This window comes from Pseudomonas sp. LBUM1672 (assembly GCF_059695655.1).
Genome location: NZ_CP166781.1, coordinates 3,258,691 through 3,285,196, shown reverse-complemented (window position 1 = coordinate 3,285,196; position 26,506 = coordinate 3,258,691). Strand labels below are relative to the sequence as shown.

Genomic DNA, 26,506 nt, shown 5'->3' with positions numbered 1-26,506 from the left:
TGTTGCTCCTGTGGTCAGTTGCGCGGTGGCGCCTGCAGATCCATCGGTGCGGCGTTGTTGGGTCGGCCACGAATCAGCGATTCCGGATGCCGTCCCAGGTAATCCGAGAGTTCACGCAAGGAGCGCGACATGCGTCCGAGTTCGTCCAGGGTCTGGGTCAACTGTTCCCGCTGCGGTGAGTCTTCGGCCAGGGTCGAACTGGCCGATTGCAGCGTCTTGCTCACGTCGGCCAGGGTGGTTTGCACGCCCGGCAAGGTCTTGGCGTTGAACTGGGCGAGGCCTTTGCGCAGTTCGACGAGGTTGCTGTCCAGATTGCCGGCAATCCGCCCGATCGGCAGTTGATTGATCTTGTCGACCATGCCTTCCAGTTTCTCCTGCAACTGTTCGAGGCTGCCGGGGACGGTGGGAATACTGACTGGACGGACGCTCGGGTCGAACGCGACTTTCTCGGCCTTGGGGTAGAAATCCAGCGAGATGTACAGCTGGCCGGTCAGCAGATTGCCGCTACGGGCCTGGGCGCGCAGACCGTTCTCGATAAAGGTGCCCATCAACCGCACACCCGCAGCTTCATCATTGGGATCATGATTGAGCGCCTGTAGCATTTTGGTGTGGGCCATACCGAGGCGCTGCGGGTAGATCACGATGCCGACGTTGACCGGGAAGGTGCGCTTTTTCGCATCGAAATCCAGATTGATCGACACCACTTTGCCGAACTCCACACCGAGGAACTCCACCGGTGCATCGATCTTGAGGCCGCGCAGGGCCTGGTCGAAACGCAGGCTCAAGTATTGGCCCTTGCCACTGGGCGGGGCGAGGGCAGTTTGCTGGTCGGAAAACAGTTCGTAGGCATACTCTTCCGGCGCCGGTTTATCGTTGGGGCTGTACTCCGGCGCGCGAAAGGCGATGCCGCCCACCAACAGCGAGGACAACGACTCGGTCTTCACTGCAAAGCCATTGGCGCCCACGCTGACGTCGATGCCGCTGGCGTTCCAGAACCGGGTATTTTCGGTGACATAGGCGTCATTCGGTGAGTGAATGAACAGGTCGATGTTCACGCCTTTGCCGTCAGGGTCCAGGGCGTAGGCCACGACCTGGCCGACCGGGATTTTCCGGTAGTAAACCGGCGAGCCAATGTCCAGCGACCCGAGGTCCTGGGTGTGCAAGGTAAAGCGTTTGCCCGGCTCGCCATAGGTGATGGGTGGCGGATTTTCCAGACCCGTGAAGTTTTTCGAGCGGTTGTTGGCCTGGCCTATGTCGGCGCCGATGTAGTCACCGGAAAGCAACGTGTCGATGCCCGACACGCCGCCGGCACCGATTCGCGGACGCACCACCCAGAATTGCGAGTCTTCGCGGGTGAAGCTTTCCGCCGTTTTGGCGAGTTTGATCGTGGCGTTGACACTCTTCTGATCGTCGCTCAGTTCCACGTCCGAGACCTGCCCGATCACCACGTTGCGGTATTTGACCTCGGTCTTGTTGGCGGTGAGGCCGTTGCCGGTCTTGAAGGTGACGGTGATGGTCGGGCCTTCCTGCATCATGCTGTGGACGACCAGGGAAATGCCCACCAGTACCGCAACGATTGGCACGATCCAGACCATCGAAATGCTGAATCGACGGGTCTTGATGGGGGCTTGGCCAGGGGCTTGCGGCCCGTCAGTGGCTTGCGACTTCATCCATGTCCTCCTCGTTTTGTGAGGGTTGATCGCGCTCCTGATCCCAGATCATGCGCGGATCAAAACTCATCGCTGACAGCATGGTGAACACCACCACCAGACCAAAAAACAGAATGCCCGGGCGCGGTTCGATATCGGCCAGGGCCTGGAACTTCACCAGTGAAGCCACCAGGGCCACCACGATTACATCGAGCATGGACCAGTAACCGATGACCTCGACGAAACGGTAAAGCTTCGAGCGTTCCTTGCGCGCCCACAGGCTGTTGCGGTGCACCGTGACCAGCAACAGCATCAGGGCGCCGAACTTGATGCCCGGCACCGCGATACTGGCGATAAAAATGATCAGGGCAATGTCCCAGGCGCCGTGCTGCCAGAAATCCAGGACGCCGCTCATGATCGTGCTGTCAGCACCGTTGCCGACCATTTTGGTGTTCATCACCGGCAACAGATTGGCCGGGATGTAAAACACCAACGAGGCCAACAGGTAGGCCCAGGTCCGGGCCAGCGCGTTGGTTTTGCGCCGATGCAACGGCGCGCCGCAGCGCTCGCATTCGTGGGGATCATGGGTCATGTCACAAGCCAGCCCGCAGCTGTGACAGAGGCACAGGTTGAGTTCGCTGGCGACCGGAGGCCTTGTCATAAGGTGTCCCACAGATCACGGACATCGCGCCCGGCGATGCGGATCATCATCAGGCTTAGCACGGCCAAAGCGAACAGACCGATGCCGGGCAGCACATCGAGCAGCCCGGCGAGTTTGATCACCGCGACCATCGCCCCCAACAGGCAAACTTCGAGCATGCTCCAGGGCCGCAGGGTTTCCAGCCAGCGCATGCAGAATTTAAAGCCGGGTGCGCGTCGGGAGGCGAGGGCGTAGCTCAGCACCCAGATCAACAACAACAGCTGGAAGATCGGCGCGATGATCATCGAGATCGCGGCCACCATGGCGATGAAGGTGATCGGACCCAGGCTCAGGGCCAAGACCGAATCCCAGAGGGTTGCGCTGTTTTTCAGGCCTTTGAGGCTGATGCTCATGACCGGGTAGAAATTGGCGAAAATCCACAGCATCAACGCCGTCCAGGTCAACGCCAGGCGTTGCTCCACCGTCAGGCCGTTATAGCGCTGGAGCACGCCGCCGCAGCGTGTGCACAGGGTTTTTTGATGTTTGGCGAGCGTGACTTTTTCATACACGCAGTCGCAGTGCTCGCAGATGATCAGTGGGTCAGTCGTAGCCATAGGCCGCACTCGCCAGAACGCAGGAAAGTCAGAGCACCTCCTCAATATAGAAGTGCCTTGCGATTGAGCAAATCGAAAGGCCTAAACATTTCATTGGGATAGACGGCGACCGGGGGCAAGCCCCCTCGCCACAGGTACTCAGCCAACCAGTTCGCGCAGGCGATACCACAACATCCCAAGCGCCAGCAGCGGCGAACGCAGCATCGGCCCACCGGGAAAGGTCATGTGCGGCACAGCGCTGAACACATCAAACCCTCGGCTGTGCCCGGCATGAATCGCTTCGCCCAACAGCTTCGCGCACCAATGCGTGACGTTCAGCCCATGCCCCGAGTAACCCTGGGCATAAAACACATTCGGGTGCTGACTCAAGCGGCCAACCTGCGGAAAACGATTGGCAGAAATGCCGATCCGGCCGCCCCATTGATAGTCGACACGCACATCGCGCAATTGCGGGAAGACCTTGAGCATCTGCGGGCGCATGTACGCCGTGATGTCGGCCGGATCGCGCCCGGAATAATGACAGGCGCCACCGAACAGCAGGCGCCGGTCCGCCGAGAGCCGGTAGTAATCCAGACCGACTTTCTGGTCGCACAGCGCCAGGTTCTGCGGGATCAATTGCGCGGCGACCTCAGGTGCCAAAGGCTCGGTGGCGATGATGTAGCTGCCGGCCGGGAGCACCTTGCCGCTGAGTTTCGGTTCGAGTTCTTCCAGGTGTGCGTTGCAGGCGAGCACCAGAGTGCCGGCGCGCACCGTGCCACCGGCACAGCGAACCTGCACCGTACTGCCATGGATCAACTCCAGTACCGGGCTCTGCTCGAAAATCTGCACGCCAAGGGAGTGCGCCAGTTTTGCTTCGCCCAGCACCAGATTGAGCGGGTGCAAATGGCCCGAGCCCATGTCGATCAGACCACCGGCATAGACGCCTGAATCCACCACTTGCTGACGAATCTGCTCCGGCCCGACCAGACGGGTTTCATGGGCATAACCTGATTCGGTCAGACTTTCCTGCTCCGCCCTGAACGCCGCGAACTGCGCCTGGGTGTTGGCCAGTTCGCAGAATCCCCAGCGCAGGTCGCAGGCAATCCCGTGTTCGCGGATGCGATTGCCCACCAGTTCCACCGACTCGATCCCCGCACGCTCCAGATAGCGCACGCCGTCCTCACCGACGTACCGGGTGAAACCGCTGACGTCATGCCCGATGCCGCGGATCAGTTGCCCGCCATTGCGCCCGCTGGCGCCCCAGCCGATCCGCCGACCCTCCAGCAGAATCACCGAGAGCCCGCGCTGTGCAAGTTCGATCGCGGTGTTGACCCCGGTGAAACCGCCGCCGATCACGCAGACATCGGCCACAAGGTCCGAGGCCAGCGTGGGGTAGGACGTCAGGCCATTGGCGGTGGCCGCGTAATAGGAATGTGCGTGTTCGTTATTCATTGGTTGGACTTCACTTTGCTCCAGGAACGGGTCATCAGTCGCATGATCGCCTGGGGCGGGGTGGTCGAAATGTAGAGTTTGTCGAGGACTGCCTGGGGTGGATACACCTCAGGGTTGTTCACCAGTTCAGCGTCCATGTATTGCTTGGCGGCCGGGTTCGGGTTGGCGTAACCGACCGAGGCGCTGACCTTGGCAATCACTTGCGGATCGAGCAGGTAGTTGATGAAGGCGTGGGCTTCTTTCTGGTTGCCGGCATCGGCAGGAATCGCCAACAGGTCGAACCACAAGTTACTGCCTTCCTTCGGGATCGCGTAGGCGATGTTCACGCCGTTCTTGGCTTCCTTGGCCCGGTTCGCGGCCTGGAACACGTCACCGGAATAGCCGAAAGCCACGCAGATGTCGCCGTTGGCCAGGTCCGACACGTACTTGGACGAGTGGAAATAGGTGATGTACGGCCGGATGCTCAACAGCTTGGCTTCGGCTTTTTTGAAGTCCTCGGGGTTCTCGCTGCGCGGGTCCATGCCCATGTAATTGAGAATCGCCGGGAACACTTCATCGGCAGAGTCCATCATCGACACGCCGCACTGGCTGAGCTTCTTGATATTTTCCGGTTCGAACAGCACGGCCCAGGAATCGATGTGGTCGATGCCGAGCACTTGCTTGACCTTGTCGACGTTGTAGCCGATGCCGTTAGTGCCCCACAGGTACGGCACCGAATGCTCGTTGCCCGGATCGTTTTTCTCCAGCAGCGCCAACAGTTTCGGGTCGAGGTTCTTGAAGTTGGGCAACTGCGCGCGGTCCAGTTTAAGGAACGCGCCGGCCTTCACCTGACGTGCCAGAAAGTGGTTGGACGGCACGACCACGTCATACCCGGTGCGGCCGGCGAGCAACTTGCCCTCCAGGGTTTCGTTGGAATCAAAGACGTCGTAGGTCACCTTGATCCCGGATTTGGCCTGGAAGTCAGCGAGGGTGGTTTCGCCGATGTAATCGGTCCAGTTGTAGACGCTGACGGTGGGCTGAGCCTGGGCAACAGCACTGAACAGCACGGCCAGCGCGGCGGGAACCATGGATTTCAATAGACGCATTCGACACCTCTTCTAATTATTGGATTCTTCCGCATTTTTTCTGGTGTCCTGGCGGCCGCCATCGCGAGCAGGCTCGCTCCCACATTTGGAATGCGTTCCCCTGTGGGAGCGAGCCTGCTCGCGATGAGGCCTTCACAGACAACGCAAATGTCAGACGCTAAGCATCAAGAACTCACGCTCCCAGGAGCTGATCACCCGTTTGAAGTTCTCGTGTTCGGCACGCTTGACCGCCACGTAACCGCGCACGAATTTGTCGCCCAGATACCGGCCGATGGTTTCGCTCTCTTCCATCTGCGTCAGCGCATCCTCGATGGTGATCGGCAGGCGCAGGTTGCGGCGCTCGTAGGCTCGGCCTTGCACCGCCGCACTCGGCTCGATGCGTTCAACCATGCCCAGGTAACCGCACAACAAACTGGCCGCGATCGCCAGGTACGGGTTGGCGTCAGCCCCCGGCAAGCGGTTTTCCACGCGCATCGAATCCGGCGTGGAGGTCGGCACACGCAGGCCGACGGTGCGGTTTTCTTCGCCCCATTCGACGTTGACCGGTGCCGAAGTGTCCGGGAGGAAGCGGCGGAACGAGTTGACGTTGGGCGCGAACATCGGCAGCACTTTCGGAATGTACTTTTGCAGGCCGCCGATGTGGTGCAGGAACAGCTCGCTCATCGTGCCGTCGGCATTGGCGAAGATCGGCTGCCCGGTGGCGATGTCGACCACGCTCTGGTGGATGTGCATGGCGCTGCCGGGCTCATCGCCGATCGGCTTGGCCATGAACGTCGCGGCGACGTTGTGCTTGAGCGCCGCCTCACGCATGGTGCGCTTGAACACGGTGATCTGGTCGGCGAGGTCCAGCGCGTCGCCATGACGGAAGTTGATTTCCATCTGCGCCGGGCCGTCTTCGTGGATCAGAGTGTCGAGGTCCAGGCCTTGCAGTTCGCACCAGTCGTAGACGTCTTCGAACAGCGGATCGAATTCGTTCGCGGCGTCGATGGAAAACGACTGACGACCGCTTTCCGCACGGCCCGAACGGCCCAGCGGTGCCTTGAGTGGCAAGTCCGGGTCTTCGCAGCGTTGGGTCAGGTAGAACTCCATTTCCGGCGCGACAATCGGCCGCCAGCCTTTGTCGGTGTACAGCTGCAGGACTTTCTTAAGTACGTTGCGCGGCGACAGTTCGATCGGGTTGCCGAACTTGTCGAAGGTGTCGTGGATCACGATGGCGGTCGGCTCGATGGCCCATGGAATCACATACACCGCATCGGCGACGGGTTTGCAAACCATGTCGATATCGGCCGGATCGAGCAGGTCGTAGTAGATGTCGTCGTCGACAAAGTCCCCGGTTACCGTTTGCAACAACACACTTTCCGGCAGGCGCATGCCTCGCTCATGCAGGAACTTGTTGGTGGGTGCGATTTTGCCGCGTGCAATGCCGGTCAGGTCGCTGACGACACACTCGACTTCGGTAATCTTGTGATCTTTCAGCCAAGTGAACAGCTGATCGAAAGGGGCATTCATAAAGACCTCGTTATTGGTTTTATTAACGCCGGGGAGGGTGGTTTCATCCACCACACACTTCCCCTGAGGCGCGTTGACGACTATCTTGGGCGAGCCTTGCGGTTCCATCTATCCACTTTCAGCAGCACCAAAACGCACCAAACGAGTGCGTAAGGTCATTCATGTCAGCGTCCAGTCCGATTCAGGTTCAAGCGTTCAACACCGACGATGTCGCCGCGCAAATCCGCGCCACGCCGGGTTGGGTCCAGCATTATCAGCAGATGTCGCCGGGGCATTTCGCCGGGCGTGTGCGCTACCTCGACCTGCAAGGCGTGGAAATCTACGAAGAGCAGATGAACACCCGGGTCGAACAGAATTTCAGCGCGCCCGAGGGTTCGCTGGCGTTCTGTTTCGATCGCAGCGACAACGCGCTGTATGTGTTGAATGGCGAAAGCCGCAACACCTGGATCACCCCGGAGAACTACCAGGAAGTTGCCGTGGTGTTCGGTCCGGAGTTCGTGCAGCGTCACGGTTTGAATGTCGCGCGGCTGGAAGGCTTGTTCATGTCGCCACTGAACTCGGGGCAGAACGCCTTGTTCAGCCGCTGGTTGAGCGGCACCTTGACTCGGCTCGCCGAAACGCTTGACCCGCCGAGCAAAGAAGCGCTGACCCAGCAACTGCTAGAGGATTGCCTGTACATCCTCGACAACGCCTGCGTGTGCCTCGATCGCGGCGGCCTGCAGCGCCGCACCGAAGAACGCGCGGTGATGAAACGCATCGGCGAATGGGCCGCCGACTCACCGGAAGAAACCCTCAACCTGCTGGAGCTGTCCCAGGTCGCCGGGGTTTCCCTGCGTCAGTTGCAGCACGCGTTCAAGGCTTTCACCGGGATGACGCCGACCCACTGGCTGCGCCTGCGCCGCCTTAACAGCGCACACCGCGAATTGCTCGCGCGAACACCGAATGACACCACCGTCGCCGAAGTGGCGATGAACTGGTCGTTCTGGCATCTGGGGCGGTTTTCCAGCAGTTACCGGGCGTTGTTCAAGGAACTGCCGAGTGAAACGCTGAAGCGTGCGGTTAACGCTCGCGCAACACTGACGTGACGTCGCCAAAGCCGGTTTTATCAAGTGGTTGATGCGGGTTTCGCCAGCTCAATACCCGCCGCGCCCAACCGTTTGAGGATTTCAAACAGCAAATCGCTCTTGGTCGTACTGACAATCCTCGGGCTGCTGACGTAACCGGTGACCGTCAGCGTGATGCCCTCGGGGCTCAGTTTGCTGAACCGTACGAAGGGCGCCGGTTTGTCGAGGATGGTTTCGTGCTCGGCGTAGGTGGTGTACAGCAGGTTTTGTACCTCCTCGGGGTCAATGTCCAGCGGGAACATCAGTTCCAGTGTCGCCACCCCTTGTGCGCTGCCGCCGAGGGTGACGTTGCGCAGGTTCTGCGAAATCAGTTGTGAGTTGGGCACGATGACGATCGAGCGGTCGCTGAGTTGTATTTCCGTGGCCCGGACGTTGATGCGGCGGATGTCGCCTTCGACGCCGCTGATGCTGATCAGGTCGCCGACCTTGACCGGGCGTTCGGTCAGGAGGATCAGGCCGGAGACGAAATTCTTGACGATTTCCTGCAAGCCGAAACCGATCCCCACCGACAAGGCGCTGACGATCCACGCCAGATTGGTCCATTTGATGCCCAGAGACGATAGTGTCAGCAGAATCACCAGGGCATAGCCGATGTTGGCGAACAGTGTGCTGAGCGAGGCACACATGCCGGGGTCCATGTCGGTCTTGGGCAGGAACTCGTTGTCCAGCCATCGGCGCAGTGTGCGAATCAGGTAGATGCCGATGAACAGGGCCAGCAGCGCATTCAACAAGTGGCCCGGGATGATATTGAGTTTGCGCAGGCCATCGCCGCCAAGGATAGCGAACGTCTGGGTGAACAATTGCCCGAGTGTGGTGCCGACGCCACCGACAAACAGTGAAATGACGGCGAGCAGCATTAAACCGGCACGACCGACCCCGGACAGAATGATCGACACTTGTTCAAGGCGCAGGTCGCCGATCCCGAGCAACTGTTTGAGCGCCTTGCCGCTGGGGCTCTTGGGAGAAAACAGGTACTCGCAGCTGTCTCTGAACAACTGGGTCAACAAGTAGAAGCCCGACAGGATGATAAAACCCCAGACCAGTTGGTAGGTGATGAATCGCGCCAGGGAGATGTAGCCGATCAGCAGGGCAATCATCGCGACAACAATGGCGATACCGGCGAATGAATAAATCAGGCCGGCGACGGTGGTGCTCGACTCCGGTGCTTCACCGGTGGCCGCCACGGCTCTGCGGACTTTGCTGGCATGCAGGAACAACGTACCGATAATCAAGGTGACCGCCAGCGCGATCAAACCCCGGCCGAAGAGGATGGCGGGCGGGCTCATGCCGGTGACGTTGGTGATCTGTGCCAGGCCCACCAGAATCAGCAACGTGACGGCCAGCATCCTGGGGAACGGCTGGATTGCCAGTGCCACGGGATCGGCGATCGCCGGCAGTCGCCAGGAGGGATGTTTGGTCGATAGCATCGCCCGGCTCAGGCCGGTAATCAGGATGCAGACGTAGATGACTTTTTCGAATTCTTCGGCAAAGGTCTGAATCAGGGGCGTCAACGGCAATTGTCGAGTCAGCGCATAAAACAGCAGTTGCATCGCAATAGCGGTGGCCAATACCGTGGCTACAACGGAAGCCAGTGCGAGCGAACTTCGCCGCAAACGTCCTTCCGGCATTCGATGAATACACACCCAGGTCAGCCCGCGCTCGGCGATTCTTCGTCCCCAGGACCAGATGCTCACGGCCAGCAAGATCAGCGCGACGGCAAACAGACGCTCGCCGGGTTGCCAGGCATTCTTGATGGCACTGGAGGCCTGCTGGATGAAATCGCTCAGCCGCTGGCGGTCCTCCTTCAGCGGATTGAACAACGGCGCCCAGAATCCCGGGCCCAGGATGCTGCCGCTGCGCAACGTGACTTCGGTTTCCAGCAGGCTGCGGCGAATGCCGGCGATTTGAATGATGAGGTCAGCGGCATTGTTTCGAAGCGCCGTCAGGGTTTTCAGGCTGGAATCGATTTTGGTCTTTTGCTCGAACAGATAGGCTCTTTGCGTCGAAATATCCGTTTTCTCGGACGCGACATCCTCCTGTGATACCGGGCCCAACACATCAAGCTGGGCTTGCAGTTGCTTCTGTTCGGGCAGCAGGGATGACTGGAGGCTGTCCACATCGTTGATAAACGACTGCACGGAGTCTTGCAGGCCGGTCATTTGGGTAAGGTTATTGGCCAGCGAAATCTGTTGCTTGATTCGGTCAAGGCGGAGTTGCAGTTCCAGCAGATCACTCTGGGAGATAGCAACAGTCGCAGTACCTGACATAGGGGTTGGCATCGGCGGCAGGTCGGCGGCCGACAGCACTCCGCCACTGGTTCCCAGCAGCGTAAGCACGACGAACATCATTAACTTCAATGCATTACGCATGGGAGTGCTCGACTCTGTTGTGGGTCGCTCAACCTATGAGGTTAGGCCATCACGCCAAAACGATCGAAAAGAATCCTGCTGACTGTCCGGAAGAGGCAATACCGCGCAGGGAGTGGATGCCGCGTGATCTACACTCTTGGTTGCTCAACAAGGCCCCGGGGAGGTCACCATGAACAAGATTCCGTCTATTGGCCTGTGCGTTCTGTTGTCGGTTTCATGCACCCAGGCCTGGGCCGAAACGGTCGTGCCGGTGCAGGGACAGACCTCGCAACAAACCCGACTCGATATTGATGACTGCCATGACGTAGCGCTCAGCCAGGGCACTGCGGCGGCGCCTGCTGCCGGTACAACCGTGGCTGAACAGCCCGGGCGTCAGCATGACGAATTTTATGAAGGAGGCGATGACGCCACGAAACAGGCGTACACAAACTGCCTGCTGGCAAAGGGATACCAGGTGACCCCTTAATTCAGGCCCTCAATTAGCAGCCTCCAACGGAGAGCGAGTGCCGGGTGATCTACACTTCTTGTTGCTGAATCGAGCCCGTCATCAGCCGTCAGCGGTTTACCAGCCTGCGTTCTTGCAGAGTGACGAGCTGCTTTGGAGGTCAAAATGAGCAAGGTATCGTCCTTTGGCCTGTGCGTTCTCTTGTCGGTTTCATGCACCCCGGTTTGGGCTGCAACGGTCGTTCCGATGAAAGGGCAGAGTTCGCAACAGACCCAGTTGGACATCAATGAATGCAACAGCATCGCGGCCAGCCAGGCTGCGTCGACGGCGCCGTCTCCCTCAGGAGGGCGCCTGAAAGGTGCTGCCGTGGGGGCCGCCGCCGGAGCGGCCGGGGCACAAGTGCGTGGGAATCGGCATGACGAGGCTTATGATCGTGTCGATGACGACGTGAAGCAGGACTATCGGCAGAATCGCGCCAAAGAGACCGCCGCGGCGGGGGCGGTGGTCGGCGGTTCGCGTCAGCGTCAGGAGCGTCGGGCACAAGAGAAAACCAGTGCCGCGAACACCTCGACGGCGTACACCAGTTGCCTGCAAGGCAAGGGCTATCAGGTTAATCCCTGAGCTTTTTGTGGCCGTTGTTCGAGCAGATAAACCATCAGGCAGGCATACAACGTGACGGCAAGGAACAAGCCCATGCGCACCGCAAACGCGGTGTACACGTCCTTGCCGGCGATGCTGTCCTGAACCGATTGGCCCAACAGGATGATCAGCGTGATCAACGTGTTGAGCCAGAACCCTGGGGTGAACCGGGTCGGGCTCAGGGCATACAGCTTGCGCGCGAGCACCAGGCCGAACAGCAGCATCCACAAGTAGAACATCCACAGGTGCACAAACAAGCTGAGGGCGCTCCAGAACAGGATCGCCAGCAAACCGGCAAGCAAGGTCGACCCGACGAGTTCACGGCCGGCGGTGTGGGCGTTGGTCGTGGAGCTTTGCTGACCCAGGCTGACGGCCTTGAGGATGATCGGCAGGTAACCGGCCGGGTCGATCAAGGCCAGCAAGAACGTCGGCAACACGATCAAGGTTGCACGCAGCGCCACCCGACTGACTTCTTCGGCGGGCAAAGCGGGCGCGGGAGGCGGGGAAGGGGCATTGGGCGGATCCGGGAATAACCCATGACTGAGCGCCATGACCGCAACGGCGAGCAATAAACCTTTGACCAGAGCGCCGATGACCATCGCCGCCAGATCGAATTCGGCGACCCCGGCCGAGGAAATCATTGTCAGGCCAATCACCAGAAACGTCACGATCAGGGCATTGCCGCCGCGCAGTCCAAAACGGAACACCAGGAACAGACTCAAGCCGATCAGCAGAACGCCAGTGACAGGGTAATAACGCAGGATCGGGATCAGCAACAGGCCAAGGCCCGTGGTCAACATCGCGGCCAGTGCGAGCACCACCGCGGCCTTGAACGGCAACGGGCGGTTGATCGAGGCCAGCAGGATCAGGCACAGCACCGGCGCCAGAAAGGGGATCGGCAATCCCAGGCCGAAGCTCGCGGCCAGGCACAACGCCGTGCCCGTGGCGAGGCGCAATGCGCGTTGTTCCCGGGGCGTGCGTTTAGTAGGCATACGACAACCAGCTCATGAACCCCACAAACACCCGGCCCAACGGGTTCAGCGGATTGCCCTGGGTAGGGAAGGCCATGACTTCGGCCTGGCCGCCGGCACGGATGGCGCGGCTGTCACGCAAGGCTTTTCGGGCGTCCTCGGAGAACTCGATGATCACCGGGAACCGCTGGGCCGGCCGCAGCCAGTCGCGGCTGTTTTGCACGCCAGGCAAGGTACCGGGCGCGGGAGGCTGGCCGACGCTGACCCCATACCCGACACTGCGCACCCGCCCATCGAACACTTCGCCGGGCAGTGCATCCAGGACGATCGCCACCGGCGTATCGACTTTCACCAGGCCGAGGTTGTTTTCGGTCATGTCCGCGCTGATCCATACATCGTGGATGGCAATCAGCGTCATGACCGGGCCACCGGCCGCGGCGAACTGCCCGGCGTCGGTGCGCAGGTCGGTGATCAGCCCCGCTGAGCGGGCGCGAATCTGCGTATTGGACAAGTCCAGCTCGGCTTTTGACAGGGCCGTGGCGGCGCTACGCAGCAGGGCGTTGTCTTCCTCGCTGCCGCCTTCTTGCTCGCGCGCACGTTGCACTTCGGCGCGAGCGGCCGCGACCTGGCTGACCGCCTGTTCACGGTTGGCGCGAGACACTTCGAGCAGGCGTACGGAAATGGTGCCAGGGTCTTCGCGGTACAGGCCTTCTAGGCGCTGATTGTCTTGTCTTGCCTTGAGTTCATTAGCCTGGGCAGCGCGCAAGTTGGCTTGCGCCGACGCGATGCCGGCGGTGCTGGCGCCGATCTGCCGACGGGTCGATTCAAGGTCGGCACGGGCGCGGTCGACGGCAATCTGATACGGCTGCGGGTCCACTTCGAACAGCACATCGCCAGCCTTGACGTCCTGATTGTTGCGCACGTTGACGCGAATCACCCGACCGGCCACTTCCGAGGCGACCGGAATGACGAAGGCCCCCACTCGCGCTTGTTGTGTATAAGGCGTGAAGCGGTCCGCCGCCAAGTACCACGCCAGGCTCAGGAGGATCAGGATCAGCACCCATTTGATGCCTTTTTTCGCCGGGTCGGCGGCAGGCGCGGGAGGCTTGGGGGCAGGTGCCTCGGGGACAGGCTGCGCGACTTCACTCATGGCTGTTTACCTTGTGGGGCAGAGGGGCGGCGGGCTCGCTCAGCAGGTCGCCCCAGTCGGTGCGTTTCTCCATCTGCTGGCGGGTGGCTTCATCGACTTTGGGCTGGGCGCTGTACCAACCGCCGCCCAGGGATTTGTACAGGGCGATCAGATTGCTCACGGCGTTGCTGCGGGCGACCAGGTAGTTGTCCTGCTGTTCGAGCAATGCGCGCTGAGCATCCAGCACGCGTTGAAAGTCCGAGTAACCTTCGCGGTACTGCGCGCTGGCCAGCACCAGTGAGCGTTTGGCCGCCACTTCGGCCTCACTGAGGATGCGTTCGCGCTCCAGGGATTTGATCAAGCCTGTGGCGGCATCGTCAGCCTCGCGCGCGGCCTGGCGGACCTTGTCGCGATACGCCTCGATCAGTTGCTGCAACCGCGCATCCTGGATGCGCACGTTGTTGCTGATCTGGCCATGGTCGAACAGGTTCCAGCGCAGGCTGGGGCCGCCGATCAGGTCCAGGCTTCTGGACGTTCCATTGAGCGTATCGGCCGACCAGACGATGCTGCCGAGCAAGGTCAGCGACGGATAGAAATCACTTTCGGCCACGCCGATCAACGCCGACTGGGCCGCGACATTCAGCTCGGCGGCGCGCACATCGGGCCGACGCAGCAAAAGATTGGCCGGTACATCCTGGAGCACGGCGCGATCGACCAGCGGGATCAAGCCTTCGTTATTCACCAGCAGCGGTAAGGCGCCCGGCGCTTGCCCGATCAACACGGCCAAGGCGTTGCGGGTTCGTTGCAACTGGTCTTCAAGGGTGGGGATGGTGCTCAATGTGCCAAGGTATTGGGTTTTAGCCTGTTGCAGGTCGAGTTCGGCTTGCTGGCCGCTGTTGAACAGCTTTTCGGTGATCTCGAAGTTGCGCTTTTGCTGTTTGGCGTTCTCCCGGGCGACGCGCAACCGCGCCTCGGTGGTGCGCAACGAGAAGTAAGTGTCGGCAACCTGGGCGCGCAGCAATACCAGCACGTCTTCATAGTTGGCCTGGGCCGCAAAGTAATTGGCGTCGGAAGATTCGATGGCGCGGGCGAAACGCCCCCAGAAGTCCAGCTCCCAGCCAATGTCGAACCCGCCACTGTATTGCCAGAAATGGCTGTCCTGAGGATTGGTGCCACCGGATTGCCGGCGGTTGAAGTACAAGCTGTCGGCGCTGGCTTGCTGCAGTTGCGGGTACAGACCGCTTTGCGCAATGCCCAATTGGGCACGGGCCTCCATCACGCGCAGGCCGGCGATCTTCAGGCTGGAGTTATGGGCATCGGACGCGGCAATCAGCTCATTGAGCAGCGGATCGTTGAAGACCTGCCACCACTGGCGGATATCCGGATGGGTTGCGCGCTGACTGGCCTGTTCAAGGGCTGCGGTGTTCCAGCGTTCGACCCATTTTTCGCCCGGCGGCTGGAAGTCCGGCCCCAGCCGCACGCAGCCACTCAGGCCAAGTGCAGCGAACAAGAGGAGGTGGCCTGGCAGCCTCAGCAAGGAACGGCCTTGATGCATCGCGTATCGTCCAACCGGGAAAGGTCACTGGAGCATAGCCGTCCAAATGAGCAACCGGCTGCTAAGCTTCTCAAGCACCCTCAAACCTTCTGCGATCACTTATAGGCAGGACACTCATGAGTAACCCCCAAGGTTATGTCGAACCGCATTCCGCTGGTTGGCGCTTCAAAGTAGGCATCGCAATTATCTGCGTCATGCTGGGTTCTTGGCTGATGGTGCCGATTGCCGCGGCGCTCGATATTCCAGGTTCAAGAGTAGCCGCGCTGACCGGCGTTTTGTTCATCAGCAATAAAGTCCTGCTGATCATCGTCATCGCCGTCATGGGCAAGGCCGGATTTCAGCAGTTGAAGAGCAAGCTGTTCGGTTATGTATCCGGGCTGGCGCCGTCCATGGACACCGAAGTAGGTCCGATCCGTCACAGGATCGGTATCGTGATGTTTTGCCTGCCGTTGATCTCGGCCTTTCTTGAACCCTACGTCGACACGTTTTGGCCGGGGTTCAGACCGAACCTTTGGCAGCTTCAATTGCTGGGCGATGCCATGCTGATCGGCAGCTTTTTTGTGCTGGGGGGCAATTTCTGGGAGAAGGTGCGGGCGTTGTTTATCCGCACGGCAAAGGTCGTCACTCCAGACGCGGTGTGAGGCCTGCCTGCTAGCGCGAAATGATCCCGTGATCGATCGCGTATTTGACCAGCGCCGCGGGTTTATCGATGTTGAGCTTGCGGCGGATGCTCAGGCGATGGGTTTCTACGGTGCGCACGCTGATGTCCAGCTCGCGCGCCATTTCCTTGTTGTTCAGCCCTTGGGCCATTTTGTACAACACCTGGCTTTCGCGGGGTGTCAGCTCGTTGTCGGTGCTTTTTTCGGCAATCAGCCGCTGGGCGATTTCGGCGCTGTAGAACGTGCCCCCACTGGCGATGGCTTCGATGGCCGCAATGATTTCCCGCGACGGTGAGTTCTTCAGCACATAGCCGCTGGCACCGGCGCGAACCGACTCACTCACGTATTCGTAATTGTCGTACATGCTCAGCACCAGAACCTTCAGCGGCGGATACTGGGCGCGCAGCACTCGGGTCAATTCAAGCCCGTTCATGTCGCGCAGGCTGATGTCGACCAGCAGCAAGTCTGGCTGGCAGCGCCCGACCATCTCGATGGCCTGCGCGCCACTCTCGGCTTCGCCCACCACTTCCAGGGGCGCCATGACCGCCAGCAGCGCTTTGATCCCGTCGCGGACCAGGGAGTGATCGTCGACCAGGGCGACGCGGATCGGGTGGGGCAGGTTCATCGCGGTATTCACTCTTGTTGTAAGGGGGCGAGTCAGCGTTTTGTGCCCGGCATTTTCATTGGCAGCAGCACGTCCAGCTCACTTCTGCCGGGCATCGAAATCAGGTCGAAACGCCCACCAAAATGTTCGACTCGCTCACGGATATTACGCAGGCCAATGCCGGCGTGGCGACGTTCGACCTGGGCGACGTTGAAACCGATCCCGTCGTCGATCACGGTCAGCCGAACGGTATCTTCCGAGCCGTGCAGGGTAATCGAAACGTTTTTAGCCTGCGCATGGCGTTCGATGTTGGTCAGGCCTTCTTGCACAATACGGAACAGCGAGACCGCTGCGCCTTCCACCAGATCGCAGTCGAACTCATTGTCGTCGTAGGTCACGGTGAGACCGCTGCGCTGCTCGAATTCTGCGGCGAGCTGGCCGATCGCCGCCGGCAGGCCCAGGGTGTCGAGCAGTGACGAACGGAGGTCATGGGAGAGGCTGCGAACCTCACCAATCGCGTCGCCGAGGCGCGCCGTGGCGTCTTTCAGCGTGCTCAAACCCTTGTCTTGTCCCTGGTCGTTCTCCAGCAGCAGACTGGCCAGTTCGAACTGAAACTTGATGGAGACGAGCACCTGACTGATGCCGTCGTGCAGCTCGCGGGAAACCCGTGATCGCTCTTCTTCCTGCAAGCTGACGATCCGCTGGGTCAGACGCTGTAGCTTTTTGTCCGCCAGACGATGTTCGCTGACGTTGAGCGTCATGCCGCTGGCGAAGACAAACAGCACGGCCACGAGGGCGACGGCGGCAATCGCCAGCATGGTCTTGCGGATACCGTGAGCCACTTCGTCGCGTGCTTGCTGGGTGGCGCGTTCAACGTCTTCCAGGTAAATGCCGGTGCCAAGCATCCAGCCCCAACGATCCAGCATCACCACATAAGCGAGTTTGTCGGTCACCTGGCCGGAGGAGGGCTTGTTCCAGGCGTAGCGCTGGAAACCTTCGCCGGACTGCGCACTTTTGAGCAGCGCCTGAATCACCGGCAAACCGTGCGGGTCCTTCATGTCCCACAGGTATTTGCCCACCAGTTCCGTCTGGCGTGCGTGCATCAGGCTGCGACCCTCGCGGTCGTAGACGAAGAAGTAGCCATTGATGCCAAAGCTGAGTTTGCGCAGTTCCTCCAGCACTTTTTGCTGGGCACGCTCGTCACCGTGGCCGTCGTCGTACAGCGGCGCGATCAGGCTTTGCGCCATTTCCACGTAGTTTTTCAGCTCGGCACGCTTGCTCGCCAGAATGCTGTCTTCGATCAGTTGCGCCTGTTGATCGCCGAGCTGGCGATTCAGGGAAATCACCAGCGCGCAGATCACGGCGATCGCCAGCACCAGCGGCAGAATCCCGAGCGCGACGATTTTGTGTTTGAGCTGCATCTTGGCTCCTGGCCGGACCGAGGGAAGGCGATGGCCCGGCATCATATGCCAAAGATACGCGGCTCCAGTAGCGGTGCTGGACGGAATGACCTGCGGCCGGAATTAAACGCAAGCCCCCTGTGGGGAGCCAGCCTGCTGGCGATGGCGGTGGCACAGTCAACATCAATGGTGAATGTCAGTCCGCCATCGCCAGCAGGCTGGCTCCCACAGGGGTATTGCATTTCAGCTGACAGATTGGTGGCGTCTACGTAGAACTACGTAGACGCCACGTACGTAGTAACGCGGATTTATTTGTAGACGGCATGCGGGGATATTGGGCCAGCTCCGCACCGCGGACACAATTATAAAAATTACCGCCGCAGTCACTGGCTGTCGGCAGGAGACACGCTATGCCCCGTCTGGCTAAACACCTCGCCTGGTTTGCCGTGGCTGTCCTGGGAGCGTTTGCGCTAAGTGTCGTGGCCCTGCGCCGCGGCGAAGCGATCAATGCCCTGTGGATCGTAGTCGCAGCAGTCGCTATCTACCTCGTCGCATACCGCTACTACAGCCTGTTCATCGCCACCAAGGTGATGCAACTCGACCCCAATCGTGCCACGCCCGCCGTCATCAACAATGACGGCCTGGACTACGTGCCGACCAACAAACACGTGCTTTTCGGTCACCACTTCGCGGCCATCGCTGGCGCGGGTCCGCTGGTCGGCCCGGTTCTGGCGGCGCAAATGGGCTATCTGCCCGGCACGCTGTGGCTGATCGCCGGGGTGGTGCTGGCGGGTGCGGTTCAGGACTTCATGGTCCTGTTCATGTCCACTCGCCGCAACGGCCGCTCCTTGGGCGACATGGTTCGTGAAGAAATGGGCCGCATCCCTGGCACCATTGCGCTGTTCGGCTGCTTCCTGATCATGATCATCATCCTAGCGGTGCTGGCGCTGATCGTCGTGAAAGCCCTGGCCGAGAGCCCGTGGGGGATGTTCACGGTGATGGCAACCATCCCGATCGCGATGTTCATGGGCATTTACATGCGCTACATCCGCCCGGGCCGCATTGGTGAAATCTCCATCGTCGGTGTGCTGTTGCTGCTGGGTTCGATCTGGCTCGGTGGGCAGATTGCCGCTGACCCGGTCTGGGCCAAAGCCTTCACCTTCACGGGCATTCAGATCACCTGGATGTTGATCGGCTACGGTTTTGTCGCCGCGGTATTGCCGGTGTGGCTGATTCTGGCGCCGCGTGATTACCTGTCGACCTTCCTGAAAATCGGCACCATCGTCGCTTTGGCGATCGGTATTCTGGTCACCATGCCCGACCTGAAAATGCCGGCACTGACCCAGTTCATCGACGGCACCGGGCCGGTGTGGAAAGGCGGGTTGTTCCCGTTCCTGTTCATCACCATCGCCTGCGGCGCGGTCTCCGGTTTCCATGCGCTGATTGCCTCCGGCACCACGCCGAAACTGTTGGCCAGTGAAGGCCATGCCCGCTACATCGGTTATGGCGGCATGTTGATGGAATCCTTCGTCGCCATCATGGCCATGGTCGCGGCTTCGGTAATCGAACCGGGCGTGTATTTCGCCATGAACAGCCCGGCGGCGCTGGTGGGCTCCGATGCTGTTTCGGTTGCTCAGACCGTCAGCAGTTGGGGTTTTGCAATCACCCCGGAAGCGCTGCAAGCGGTGGCCAAGGACATCGGTGAAACCACCATTCTGGCCCGTGCCGGTGGCGCACCAACGTTGGCAGTCGGCATCGCGCAGATCCTGCACCACGTTCTGCCGGGTGAAAACACCATGGCGTTCTGGTACCACTTTGCGATCCTGTTCGAAGCATTGTTCATCCTGACAGCCGTCGATGCGGGCACCCGTGCCGGACGTTTCATGCTCCAGGATTTGCTCGGCTCGTTCGTGCCATCCCTGAAACGCACCGAGTCCTGGACCGCCAACCTGATCGCAACTGCCGGTTGTGTGGCGATGTGGGGTTATCTGTTGTACCAGGGCGTGATCGATCCACTGGGCGGCATCAACACCTTGTGGCCATTGTTCGGCATCTCCAACCAGATGCTGGCCGGTATCGCGCTGATGTTGGCGACCGTCGTACTGATCAAAATGAAACGCCAGCGCTACGTCTGGGTGACCATGTTGCCAGCGGTGTGGCTGCTGATTTGCACCACCACCGCAGGCTTCATCAAGCTGTTCGATGCCAACCCGGCGATCGGTTTCCTGTCGCTGGCCAAGAAGTACAGCGATGCGCTGGCCAACGGTCAGATCCTCGCCCCGGCCAAAAGCATCGACCAGATGCACCACGTGATCTACAACGCTTACACCAACGCAACGCTCACGGCGCTGTTCCTGCTGGTGGTCTTCAGCATTCTGTTCTTTGCGCTCAAGGTCGGCATTGCCGCCTGGGGCACCAAGGAGCGTACGGATAAAGAAGCACCGTACCAGGCGCTGCCGCAAGCGTGACGGAGGAGGGCGCCCATGTTCAATGACCTGAGTCGTCTCGGCAAATACCTCGGTCAGGCCGCACGCCTGATGGTGGGGATGCCGGACTACGACACCTACGTCGAACATATGCAGAGCAAACACCCGGACAAACCGGTGATGAGCTATGAGGTGTTCTTTCGGGAACGCCAGGAGGCCCGTTACGGCAGCAAGGCTGGACCGAAGTGTTGTTGAATAATGACGCTTAGGTAACGGGTCGCTCTCATGGAGCCCGGATGACCAGCGATAGCGATCTCAAGATCGTCATCGCTGGTCATCCGGGCTTTTTCTTTGCCTTCGCCGTCGTCGCACTACCTGATTGCTCCCCGGCGAGGCATGCGCGTTCGCCAGCGGCTATGCTTTTTTTTTCAGCCATTCAGCGGCCACCGAGTTATGAGCGACTCCAATGTTTCGCCCCCAGTCCCGGAGCCGGGGCGTATTGCACCGCGGGTGAAGGCGGGCGATCAGACCGGCTGGGGTCGCTGGATGCCGGGACTGCAGACACTGCGCGGATACCCGATTGCCGGGTTGCGGCACGACATCATGGCCGGGCTGGTGCTGACCACAATGTTGGTGCCGGTCGGCATCGCCTACGCGCAAGCTTCAGGCCTGCCCGGCATTTATGGTCTTTACGCGACCATCGTCCCGCTACTCGCTTATGCGTTGTTCGGGCCTAGCCGGATTCTCGTATTGGGCCCGGATTCCTCATTGGTTGCGGTCATCCTCGCCGTCGTCCTGCCACTCTCCGGCGGCGATCCGCAGCGCGCAGTCGCCCTGGCGGGCATGATGGCCATCGTCTCAGGGACGGTCTGCGTCCTGGCGGGGATCGCACGTCTTGGCTTCGTCACCGAGTTGCTGTCCAAACCGATCCGCTACGGCTACATGAACGGGATAGCCCTGACCGTATTGATCAGCCAACTGCCGAAACTCTTCGGCTTTTCGATCGAGGCGGACGGGCCGCTGAGAAACCTGTGGGCCATCGCCACGGCGGTCATGGAGGGCGAAACCAACTGGACCGTGTTCACGGTCGGCCTGTCCACCCTGGCAGTCATCTTGCTGCTCAAAGGCCAGAAGCGCGTGCCGGGCATTCTAATTGCCGTGGTTGGGGCGACCGTCGCCGTGGGTGGGCTGGACCTCGCCGAGCGGGCAAATGTATCGATTCTCGGTTCCCTCCCGCAGGGCTTGCCTTCTTTTGCCATCCCCTGGATCACGACCGCCGATATCGTCCCCGTGCTGATCGGTGGTTGCGCGGTGGCCCTCATCTCGTTCGCCGACACCAGCGTGCTTTCCCGTGTCTATGCCGCCAGGACGCGCACCTATGTCGACCCGAACCAGGAAATGGTCGGGCTTGGCATCGCCAACCTGGCCGCCGGGTTCTTTCAGGGGTTTCCCGTGTCCAGCAGTTCGTCGCGCACTCCCGTGGCCGAGGCCGCCGGTGCCAGAACCCAGCTAACCGGCGTGGTCGGCGCGCTGTGTGTCGCCTTGCTGCTGATGGTGGCGCCGAACTTGCTGCAGCATTTACCCACCAGTGCACTGGCGGCGGTCGTCATTGCATCGGCCATCGGCTTGATCGAGGTCAGCGACTTGCGGCGAATTTATCGCATGCAACGCTGGGAGTTCTGGCTGTCGATCGCCTGCACGGTGGGCGTGGCCGTGTTCGGAGCGATTGAGGGCATCGGCCTGGCAATCGTGATTGCCGTCATCGAATTCCTGTGGGATGGCTGGCGTCCCTATTCTGCAGTGCTCGGACGCGTGGAAGGTCTCAAGGGCTACCATGACATCCAGCGCTATCCCGAGGCGCGCCTTATCCCCGGACTGGTCCTGTTTCGCTGGGATGCACCGCTGTTTTTCGCCAATGCCGAACAGTTTCAGGACCGCGTGCTGAGTGCCTTGGCTGCATCGCCGACGCCAGTGCGGTGGCTGGTCGTGACGGCGGAACCGGTTACCAGCGTGGACGTGACCTCTGCTGACATGCTGGTTGAACTGACCGAAACGTTGCACGCCGCTGGCATCGAGCTGTGTATTGCCGAAATGAAAGACCCGGTCAAGGACAAGCTCAAGCGGTTCGGGCTCTTCGAGCAGTTGGGCGAACAGGCGTTTTTCCCAACAATAGGCGCCGCCGTCGACAGCTATTTGCTGACCCATCAGGTGGATCGGCAAGAAGAGGCTCGATGAAGGTAGACAGTTGCGCCATGGACTAGACTGACGCGGTTGGTTCACGGCTATAAACGAATGAGGCACTCGTGAGGTCTTGGTGATGGCAAAGGATAAGAAAAGCGCCAAAAAAAGCGACGACAGCGTAAAGATGTCAAACAAGGACTACCTGAGCGAACTGCGCCGACTGCATGTCGAGGTCGTGAAGCTGCAGGAGTGGGTCAAGCACAAGGGCATCAAGATCTGCATTGTCTTCGAGGGCCGCGACGGGGCCGGCAAAGGCGGGACGATCAAGGCGCTGACCGAACGGGTGAGCCCGCGGATCTTCCGGGTCGTGGCGCTGCCTGCACCGACCGACCGGGAAAAAAGCCAGATGTATGTGCAGCGCTACCTGCCGCACCTGCCTGCTGCCGGCGAGGTGGTGATCTTCGATCGCAGTTGGTACAACCGTGCGGGCGTCGAGCGGGTGATGGGGTTCTGCACCAAAGAGCAGGTCGCCGGTTTCCTCAAGGCCATCCCCCTTGTGGAGCGCGCCATAGTCGACTCGGGCGTTATCCTGCTCAAGTATTGGCTGGAAGTAAGCCCTGAAGAACAGACTCGCCGGCTTGAGGAACGCATCAAGGATGGGCGCAAGATCTGGAAGCTGACTGCCATGGACCTGAAGTCCTACAGCCGCTGGTATGACTATTCCCGGGCACGCGATGACATGTTCAAGTCGACGGATACCGGACATGCCCCATGGCTGGTGGCCAACTCCAATGACAAGCGGCGGGCGCGCCTGAACATCATCACCGATTTGCTCAGCCGTATTCCCTATGAGGAGGTGCCGCGCGAGACAGTGAAGTTGCCTAAACGGCAGCGGCCGGGGGGCTACCGTGAACCGAATTACCCACTCAAACGGGTCGCTGAGAAGTTCTGACGATTGTCATGAAATGAAAAGCCATTGTCGTCTGATGAGAAGCGTCTCATCAGGCGGCGTCCTACAGTCCAGTCAGCGTAAATCGACGCATTGCAGACTGGAGAATAAGAAAACATGGCCAAAGCCGTCCGCTTTCACGAAACCGGTGGTCCCGAAGTCCTTCGTTATGAAGACGTCGAGGTCGGGGAACCTGGCCCGGGTCAGGTTCGTCTGCGTCATGTGGCCGTCGGCCTGAACTATGCCGACACCTACTTTCGCAATGGCACCTACCCGATCCCGTTGGCTAACGGCATGGGCGTTGAAGCCTCTGGTGTCGTACAGGCTGTGGGCGAGGGCGTTACCCACGTCGAAGTCGGCGATCGCGTTACCTACACCGGTTTTCTCAATACGCTGGGCGCGTACAGCACCGAGCGCCTGATCGCGGCCGCACCGCTGATCAAACTGCCGGAAACCATCAGCTTCGAAACCGCTGCGGCCATGACCATGCGCGGCCTGACGTCGGCGTACCTGATGCGGCGTATTTATGATTTCAAGGTCGGCGACAGCATTCTGCTGCATGCCGCCGCCGGGGGTGTGGGGCTCATCGTTTCGCAGTGGGCCAAGTTGCTCGGCCTGACGGTCATCGGCACCGTCTCCACGGACGTCAAAGGCGAAATCGCCCGCGCCCATGGCTGCGACCATGTCATCAACTACAGCCATGAAGATGTCGCCCAGCGCGTTCGTGAACTGACTGACGGCGTCGGCGTCAACGTGGTGTTCGACAGTGTGGGCAAGAATACTTTCATGGGCTCCCTGGACTCGCTCAAGCGGCGCGGCCTGATGGTGTGCGTGGGCACGGCTTCCGGTCCGATCCCGGCCTTTGATCCGGTGATGCTGGCGATGAAAGGCTCGCTGTTCCTGACCCGCCCGGCCCTGGCCGACTACATCGCCGATCCTGCGGAAAAAGCCGCGCTGGCGGGCGAACTATTCGATCTCGTCGGCAGCGGCCGGATCAAGATCGAGATTAACCAGCACTATGCTCTACAGGATGCCGTGCAGGCCCATCGTGACCTGGAATCACGCAAGACCACCGGCTCGTCGATTTTCGTCATTTAAGGGAGCGGCCAGCCATGAAAGTCGAACAATTGACCTGCAACATCGGCGCGGAACTGATCGGCGTCAACCTCGCCGATGCGATCCATGACGACGGTCTTTTTGCCGAGATTCGTGCCCAGTTGCTCACGCATCGCGTGGTGTTTTTGCGCGATCAGGACATCAGTCGTGCCGAGCACGTGGCCTTCGCCCGTCGTTTCGGCGAGCTGGAGGATCATCCGGTGGCCGGCAGTGACCCGGATCACCCGGGTCTGGTGCGCATCTACAAGAAGCCGGACCAACCGATGGACCGCTACGAAAACGCCTGGCACACCGACGCAACCTGGCGCGAGGCGCCACCGATGGGCTGTGTGCTGCGCTGCGTGGAATGTCCACCTGTGGGCGGCGACACCATGTGGGCGAACATGGTCGAAGCCTACGCAAACCTGCCTGATGATGTGAAGTCGAAGATCGCCGACCTGCGCGCCCGGCACAGCATTGAGGCCAGTTTCGGCGCGGCCATGCCGGTCGAAAAGCGCCTGGCACTGAAGGCCATGTATCCGGACGCCGAGCACCCGGTGGTGCGCACCCACCCGGAAACCGGGGAAAAGGTGCTGTTCGTCAATGCCTTCACCACCCACTTCAGCAACTACCACACTCCCGAGCGCGTGCGCTTCGGCCAGGACGCCAATCCGGGCGCCAGTGAATTGCTGCGTTACCTGATCAGCCAGGCGTACATCCCCGAGTACCAAGTGCGCTGGCGCTGGAAGCCGAACAGCATCGCCATCTGGGACAACCGCAGCACCCAGCACTACGCGGTCATGGATTACCCGCCGTGCCACCGCAAGATGGAGCGTGCCGGGATCATCGGCGACAAGACTTACTGATCGACCCCTCTGCATTCGCACTCGTCACTGCGCCCACCGGGCACGATCCCGGCTGGGCGGATAACCAATAAGAACAGGAGTAACCCATGCAATTCTTCGACGATTCCCTGCACCCGGAAAACATGGAAAAGGTCGTCATCACCGTGGCCCCGTACGGCCCGGAATGGATGCCTGAAGACTTTCCCGAAGACATCCCGCTGACCATGGACGAGCAGGTGCAGAAGGCGGTGGATTGTTATGAGGCGGGAGCAACGGTTTTGCACCTGCACGTGCGCGAACTGGACGGCAAGGGCTCCAAGCGCCTGTCCAAGTTCAACGAGTTGATCGCCGGTGTGCGTGAAGCCGTGCCGGACATGATCATTCAGGTCGGGGGCTCGATTTCCTTCGCGCCGGAAAGCGATGGCGAAGCGGCCAAGTGGCTGTCTGACGATACGCGACACATGCTGGCCGAGCTGACGCCAAAACCCGATCAGGTCACCGTGGCGATCAACACCACCCAGATGAACATCATGGAACTGCTGTATCCGGAATACCTGGAAGGCACGTCCCTGGCCAACCCCCTTTTTCAGGCAGCGTACAGCGAGATGACCGTGCCGGCAGGCCCGGCCTGGGTCGCCGAGCACCTCAAGCGTCTGATGGACAACGGCATCCAGCCGCACTTCCAGCTGACCGGCATGCACGCGCTGGAAACCCTCGAGCGCCTGGTGCGCAAGGGCGTCTACAAGGGCCCGTTGAACCTGACCTGGATCGGTATTGGCGGCGGTTTCGATGGCCCCAATCCATTCAACTTCTTCAACTTCATCCACCGCGCGCCAGACGGTTGCACCCTGACCTCCGAGTCGCTGCTCAAGAACGTCATGCCGTTCAACACCATGTCGATGGCCATGGGTATGCACCCGCGTGTGGGCAATGAAGACACTATCATTGATCACAAGGGCGATCGTTTCGGCTCAGTTGCGCAGATCCAGCAGACTGTGCGCATCGCCCATGAACTGGGTCGCGAAATCGCCACCGGCAAAGAAGCCCGTGAGATCTACCGCATCGGCGTGCAGTACCAGAGCATTGAAGAAACGCTGCTGGCCAACGGCATGGCCCCCAACCGCAAGGCCGGGCAGAAAGGTGTGCCGCAACGCGGCTGATCGACAGACGAAGGGGGAGGTCAGTGG

At 60.4% G+C, this 26,506-nt stretch carries 23 protein-coding genes; 11 read left to right on the top strand and 12 right to left on the bottom strand.

What is annotated here, in order from left to right; translation table 11 throughout:
* Window positions 1–14: 14 nt before the first annotated feature.
* The 6 genes from ACA053_RS14890 to ACA053_RS14865 all read right to left on the bottom strand — a co-directional run bounded on the left by ACA053_RS14890 (window position 15) and on the right by ACA053_RS14865 (window position 6,928).
* Window positions 15–1,670, bottom strand: coding sequence for a PqiB family protein (locus tag ACA053_RS14890; RefSeq protein ID WP_497392916.1), 1,656 nt, complete (start codon window positions 1,668–1,670; stop codon window positions 15–17).
* Entirely contained in the window at window positions 1,651–2,310 is a 660-nt protein-coding gene (locus ACA053_RS14885; RefSeq protein WP_497392915.1) for a paraquat-inducible protein A, read from the bottom strand. Before ACA053_RS14885 ends, ACA053_RS14890 begins: the two co-directional genes overlap by 20 nt.
* Window positions 2,307–2,903, bottom strand: coding sequence for a paraquat-inducible protein A (locus ACA053_RS14880; protein WP_497311582.1), 597 nt, complete (start codon window positions 2,901–2,903; stop codon window positions 2,307–2,309). Before ACA053_RS14880 ends, ACA053_RS14885 begins: the two co-directional genes overlap by 4 nt.
* Before the next feature lie 138 nt (window positions 2,904–3,041).
* Window positions 3,042–4,334, bottom strand: coding sequence for an NAD(P)/FAD-dependent oxidoreductase (locus ACA053_RS14875; protein ID WP_497392913.1), 1,293 nt, complete (start codon window positions 4,332–4,334; stop codon window positions 3,042–3,044).
* A complete protein-coding gene (locus tag ACA053_RS14870) occupies window positions 4,331–5,419 on the bottom strand; it encodes a polyamine ABC transporter substrate-binding protein (protein ID WP_497392912.1) in 1,089 nt (362 codons plus the stop codon). Before ACA053_RS14870 ends, ACA053_RS14875 begins: the two co-directional genes overlap by 4 nt.
* Before the next feature lie 150 nt (window positions 5,420–5,569).
* Window positions 5,570–6,928, bottom strand: a complete 1,359-nt coding sequence (locus tag ACA053_RS14865) for a glutamine synthetase family protein (RefSeq protein ID WP_109631634.1) — start codon at window positions 6,926–6,928, stop codon at window positions 5,570–5,572.
* Between the two features lie 161 nt (window positions 6,929–7,089).
* Here ACA053_RS14865 and ACA053_RS14860 point away from each other — a divergent pair, with 161 nt between their 5' ends.
* Complete coding sequence (locus ACA053_RS14860) at window positions 7,090–8,013, top strand: helix-turn-helix domain-containing protein (protein ID WP_497392911.1); 924 nt, start codon at window positions 7,090–7,092, stop codon at window positions 8,011–8,013.
* 20 nt (window positions 8,014–8,033) lie between these two features.
* On the opposite strand, the gene ACA053_RS14855 is transcribed toward ACA053_RS14860, so the two are convergent.
* Window positions 8,034–10,421: a DUF3772 domain-containing protein gene (locus tag ACA053_RS14855; RefSeq protein WP_497392910.1), complete on the bottom strand. Its 2,388-nt coding sequence runs from the start codon at window positions 10,419–10,421 to the stop codon at window positions 8,034–8,036.
* A 169-nt stretch (window positions 10,422–10,590) separates the two neighbouring features.
* Here ACA053_RS14855 and ACA053_RS14850 point away from each other — a divergent pair, with 169 nt between their 5' ends.
* Together ACA053_RS14850 and ACA053_RS14845 are read left to right on the top strand one after the other, a co-directional pair.
* On the top strand, window positions 10,591–10,887 hold the full coding sequence (locus ACA053_RS14850; protein ID WP_109631626.1) for a hypothetical protein: 297 nt from the start codon (window positions 10,591–10,593) through the stop codon (window positions 10,885–10,887).
* Window positions 10,888–11,031: 144 nt separating this feature from the next.
* Window positions 11,032–11,487 carry a YMGG-like glycine zipper-containing protein gene (locus tag ACA053_RS14845; protein ID WP_109631623.1) on the top strand — a complete coding sequence of 152 codons (456 nt, stop codon included), beginning with the start codon at window positions 11,032–11,034 and terminating at the stop codon, window positions 11,485–11,487.
* On the opposite strand, the gene ACA053_RS14840 is transcribed toward ACA053_RS14845, so the two are convergent.
* The 3 genes from ACA053_RS14840 to ACA053_RS14830 are packed head-to-tail and all read right to left on the bottom strand — an operon-like array spanning window position 11,472 to window position 15,160.
* The gene (locus ACA053_RS14840) at window positions 11,472–12,497 is read right to left on the bottom strand and encodes a DUF2955 domain-containing protein (RefSeq protein WP_497311576.1); all 1,026 of its coding nucleotides are present in this window, start codon (window positions 12,495–12,497) and stop codon (window positions 11,472–11,474) included. The genes ACA053_RS14845 and ACA053_RS14840 overlap by 16 nt on opposite strands.
* Window positions 12,487–13,626 carry an HlyD family secretion protein gene (locus ACA053_RS14835; RefSeq protein WP_109631618.1) on the bottom strand — a complete coding sequence of 380 codons (1,140 nt, stop codon included), beginning with the start codon at window positions 13,624–13,626 and terminating at the stop codon, window positions 12,487–12,489. The genes ACA053_RS14840 and ACA053_RS14835 overlap by 11 nt, the downstream gene beginning before the upstream one ends.
* A complete protein-coding gene (locus ACA053_RS14830) occupies window positions 13,619–15,160 on the bottom strand; it encodes an efflux transporter outer membrane subunit (RefSeq protein WP_497392908.1) in 1,542 nt (513 codons plus the stop codon). Before ACA053_RS14830 ends, ACA053_RS14835 begins: the two co-directional genes overlap by 8 nt.
* Before the next feature lie 116 nt (window positions 15,161–15,276).
* Between ACA053_RS14830 and ACA053_RS14825 the strand changes: the two genes are divergently transcribed.
* Window positions 15,277–15,801: a transporter suffix domain-containing protein gene (locus ACA053_RS14825; protein ID WP_497392906.1), complete on the top strand. Its 525-nt coding sequence runs from the start codon at window positions 15,277–15,279 to the stop codon at window positions 15,799–15,801.
* Between the two features lie 10 nt (window positions 15,802–15,811).
* On the opposite strand, the gene ACA053_RS14820 is transcribed toward ACA053_RS14825, so the two are convergent.
* Together ACA053_RS14820 and ACA053_RS14815 are read right to left on the bottom strand one after the other, a co-directional pair.
* Window positions 15,812–16,444 (bottom strand): response regulator, encoded by a 633-nt coding sequence (locus tag ACA053_RS14820; RefSeq protein WP_497392905.1) that lies wholly within the window; start codon window positions 16,442–16,444, stop codon window positions 15,812–15,814.
* 32 nt (window positions 16,445–16,476) lie between these two features.
* The gene (locus ACA053_RS14815; protein WP_109631606.1) at window positions 16,477–17,844 is read right to left on the bottom strand and encodes a cache domain-containing protein; all 1,368 of its coding nucleotides are present in this window, start codon (window positions 17,842–17,844) and stop codon (window positions 16,477–16,479) included.
* Window positions 17,845–18,233: 389 nt separating this feature from the next.
* On the opposite strand from ACA053_RS14815, the gene ACA053_RS14810 reads away from it, so the two are divergent.
* From ACA053_RS14810 to ACA053_RS14780, 7 genes are all read left to right on the top strand, one after another.
* Window positions 18,234–20,291, top strand: a complete 2,058-nt coding sequence (locus ACA053_RS14810) for a carbon starvation CstA family protein (RefSeq protein WP_497311570.1) — start codon at window positions 18,234–18,236, stop codon at window positions 20,289–20,291.
* A gap of 15 nt (window positions 20,292–20,306) precedes the next feature.
* Window positions 20,307–20,504, top strand: a complete 198-nt coding sequence (locus ACA053_RS14805; protein ID WP_109631600.1) for a YbdD/YjiX family protein — start codon at window positions 20,307–20,309, stop codon at window positions 20,502–20,504.
* A 198-nt stretch (window positions 20,505–20,702) separates the two neighbouring features.
* Window positions 20,703–22,484, top strand: coding sequence for a SulP family inorganic anion transporter (locus ACA053_RS14800; protein WP_497392904.1), 1,782 nt, complete (start codon window positions 20,703–20,705; stop codon window positions 22,482–22,484).
* Between the two features lie 82 nt (window positions 22,485–22,566).
* The gene (gene ppk2 / locus ACA053_RS14795) at window positions 22,567–23,382 is read left to right on the top strand and encodes a polyphosphate kinase 2 (RefSeq protein WP_497311568.1); all 816 of its coding nucleotides are present in this window, start codon (window positions 22,567–22,569) and stop codon (window positions 23,380–23,382) included.
* Window positions 23,383–23,496: 114 nt separating this feature from the next.
* Entirely contained in the window at window positions 23,497–24,477 is a 981-nt protein-coding gene (locus ACA053_RS14790; RefSeq protein ID WP_497392903.1) for a quinone oxidoreductase family protein, read from the top strand.
* Between the two features lie 14 nt (window positions 24,478–24,491).
* On the top strand, window positions 24,492–25,340 hold the full coding sequence (locus ACA053_RS14785) for a TauD/TfdA dioxygenase family protein (RefSeq protein WP_497311566.1): 849 nt from the start codon (window positions 24,492–24,494) through the stop codon (window positions 25,338–25,340).
* Between the two features lie 86 nt (window positions 25,341–25,426).
* Complete coding sequence (locus ACA053_RS14780) at window positions 25,427–26,479, top strand: beta-keto acid cleavage family enzyme (RefSeq protein WP_497311565.1); 1,053 nt, start codon at window positions 25,427–25,429, stop codon at window positions 26,477–26,479.
* Window positions 26,480–26,506: the final 27 nt, after the last annotated feature.

Coding starts and splice junctions, on each gene's coding strand:
- ACA053_RS14870 (WP_497392912.1), bottom strand. CDS start 5,419: ATGCGTCTATTGAAATCCATGGTTCCCGCCGCGCTGGCCGTGCTGTTC.
- ACA053_RS14825 (WP_497392906.1), top strand. CDS start 15,277: ATGAGTAACCCCCAAGGTTATGTCGAACCGCATTCCGCTGGTTGGCGC.
- ACA053_RS14805 (WP_109631600.1), top strand. CDS start 20,307: ATGTTCAATGACCTGAGTCGTCTCGGCAAATACCTCGGTCAGGCCGCA.
- ACA053_RS14800 (WP_497392904.1), top strand. CDS start 20,703: ATGAGCGACTCCAATGTTTCGCCCCCAGTCCCGGAGCCGGGGCGTATT.
- ACA053_RS14790 (WP_497392903.1), top strand. CDS start 23,497: ATGGCCAAAGCCGTCCGCTTTCACGAAACCGGTGGTCCCGAAGTCCTT.
- ACA053_RS14855 (WP_497392910.1), bottom strand. CDS start 10,421: ATGCGTAATGCATTGAAGTTAATGATGTTCGTCGTGCTTACGCTGCTG.
- ACA053_RS14875 (WP_497392913.1), bottom strand. CDS start 4,334: ATGAATAACGAACACGCACATTCCTATTACGCGGCCACCGCCAATGGC.
- ACA053_RS14835 (WP_109631618.1), bottom strand. CDS start 13,626: ATGAGTGAAGTCGCGCAGCCTGTCCCCGAGGCACCTGCCCCCAAGCCT.
- ACA053_RS14815 (WP_109631606.1), bottom strand. CDS start 17,844: ATGCAGCTCAAACACAAAATCGTCGCGCTCGGGATTCTGCCGCTGGTG.
- ACA053_RS14820 (WP_497392905.1), bottom strand. CDS start 16,444: ATGAACCTGCCCCACCCGATCCGCGTCGCCCTGGTCGACGATCACTCC.
- ACA053_RS14850 (WP_109631626.1), top strand. CDS start 10,591: ATGAACAAGATTCCGTCTATTGGCCTGTGCGTTCTGTTGTCGGTTTCA.
- ACA053_RS14840 (WP_497311576.1), bottom strand. CDS start 12,497: ATGCCTACTAAACGCACGCCCCGGGAACAACGCGCATTGCGCCTCGCC.
- ACA053_RS14885 (WP_497392915.1), bottom strand. CDS start 2,310: ATGACAAGGCCTCCGGTCGCCAGCGAACTCAACCTGTGCCTCTGTCAC.
- ACA053_RS14830 (WP_497392908.1), bottom strand. CDS start 15,160: ATGCATCAAGGCCGTTCCTTGCTGAGGCTGCCAGGCCACCTCCTCTTG.
- ACA053_RS14810 (WP_497311570.1), top strand. CDS start 18,234: ATGCCCCGTCTGGCTAAACACCTCGCCTGGTTTGCCGTGGCTGTCCTG.
- ACA053_RS14890 (WP_497392916.1), bottom strand. CDS start 1,670: ATGAAGTCGCAAGCCACTGACGGGCCGCAAGCCCCTGGCCAAGCCCCC.
- ppk2 (WP_497311568.1), top strand. CDS start 22,567: ATGGCAAAGGATAAGAAAAGCGCCAAAAAAAGCGACGACAGCGTAAAG.
- ACA053_RS14845 (WP_109631623.1), top strand. CDS start 11,032: ATGAGCAAGGTATCGTCCTTTGGCCTGTGCGTTCTCTTGTCGGTTTCA.
- ACA053_RS14880 (WP_497311582.1), bottom strand. CDS start 2,903: ATGGCTACGACTGACCCACTGATCATCTGCGAGCACTGCGACTGCGTG.
- ACA053_RS14865 (WP_109631634.1), bottom strand. CDS start 6,928: ATGAATGCCCCTTTCGATCAGCTGTTCACTTGGCTGAAAGATCACAAG.
- ACA053_RS14860 (WP_497392911.1), top strand. CDS start 7,090: ATGTCAGCGTCCAGTCCGATTCAGGTTCAAGCGTTCAACACCGACGAT.
- ACA053_RS14785 (WP_497311566.1), top strand. CDS start 24,492: ATGAAAGTCGAACAATTGACCTGCAACATCGGCGCGGAACTGATCGGC.
- ACA053_RS14780 (WP_497311565.1), top strand. CDS start 25,427: ATGCAATTCTTCGACGATTCCCTGCACCCGGAAAACATGGAAAAGGTC.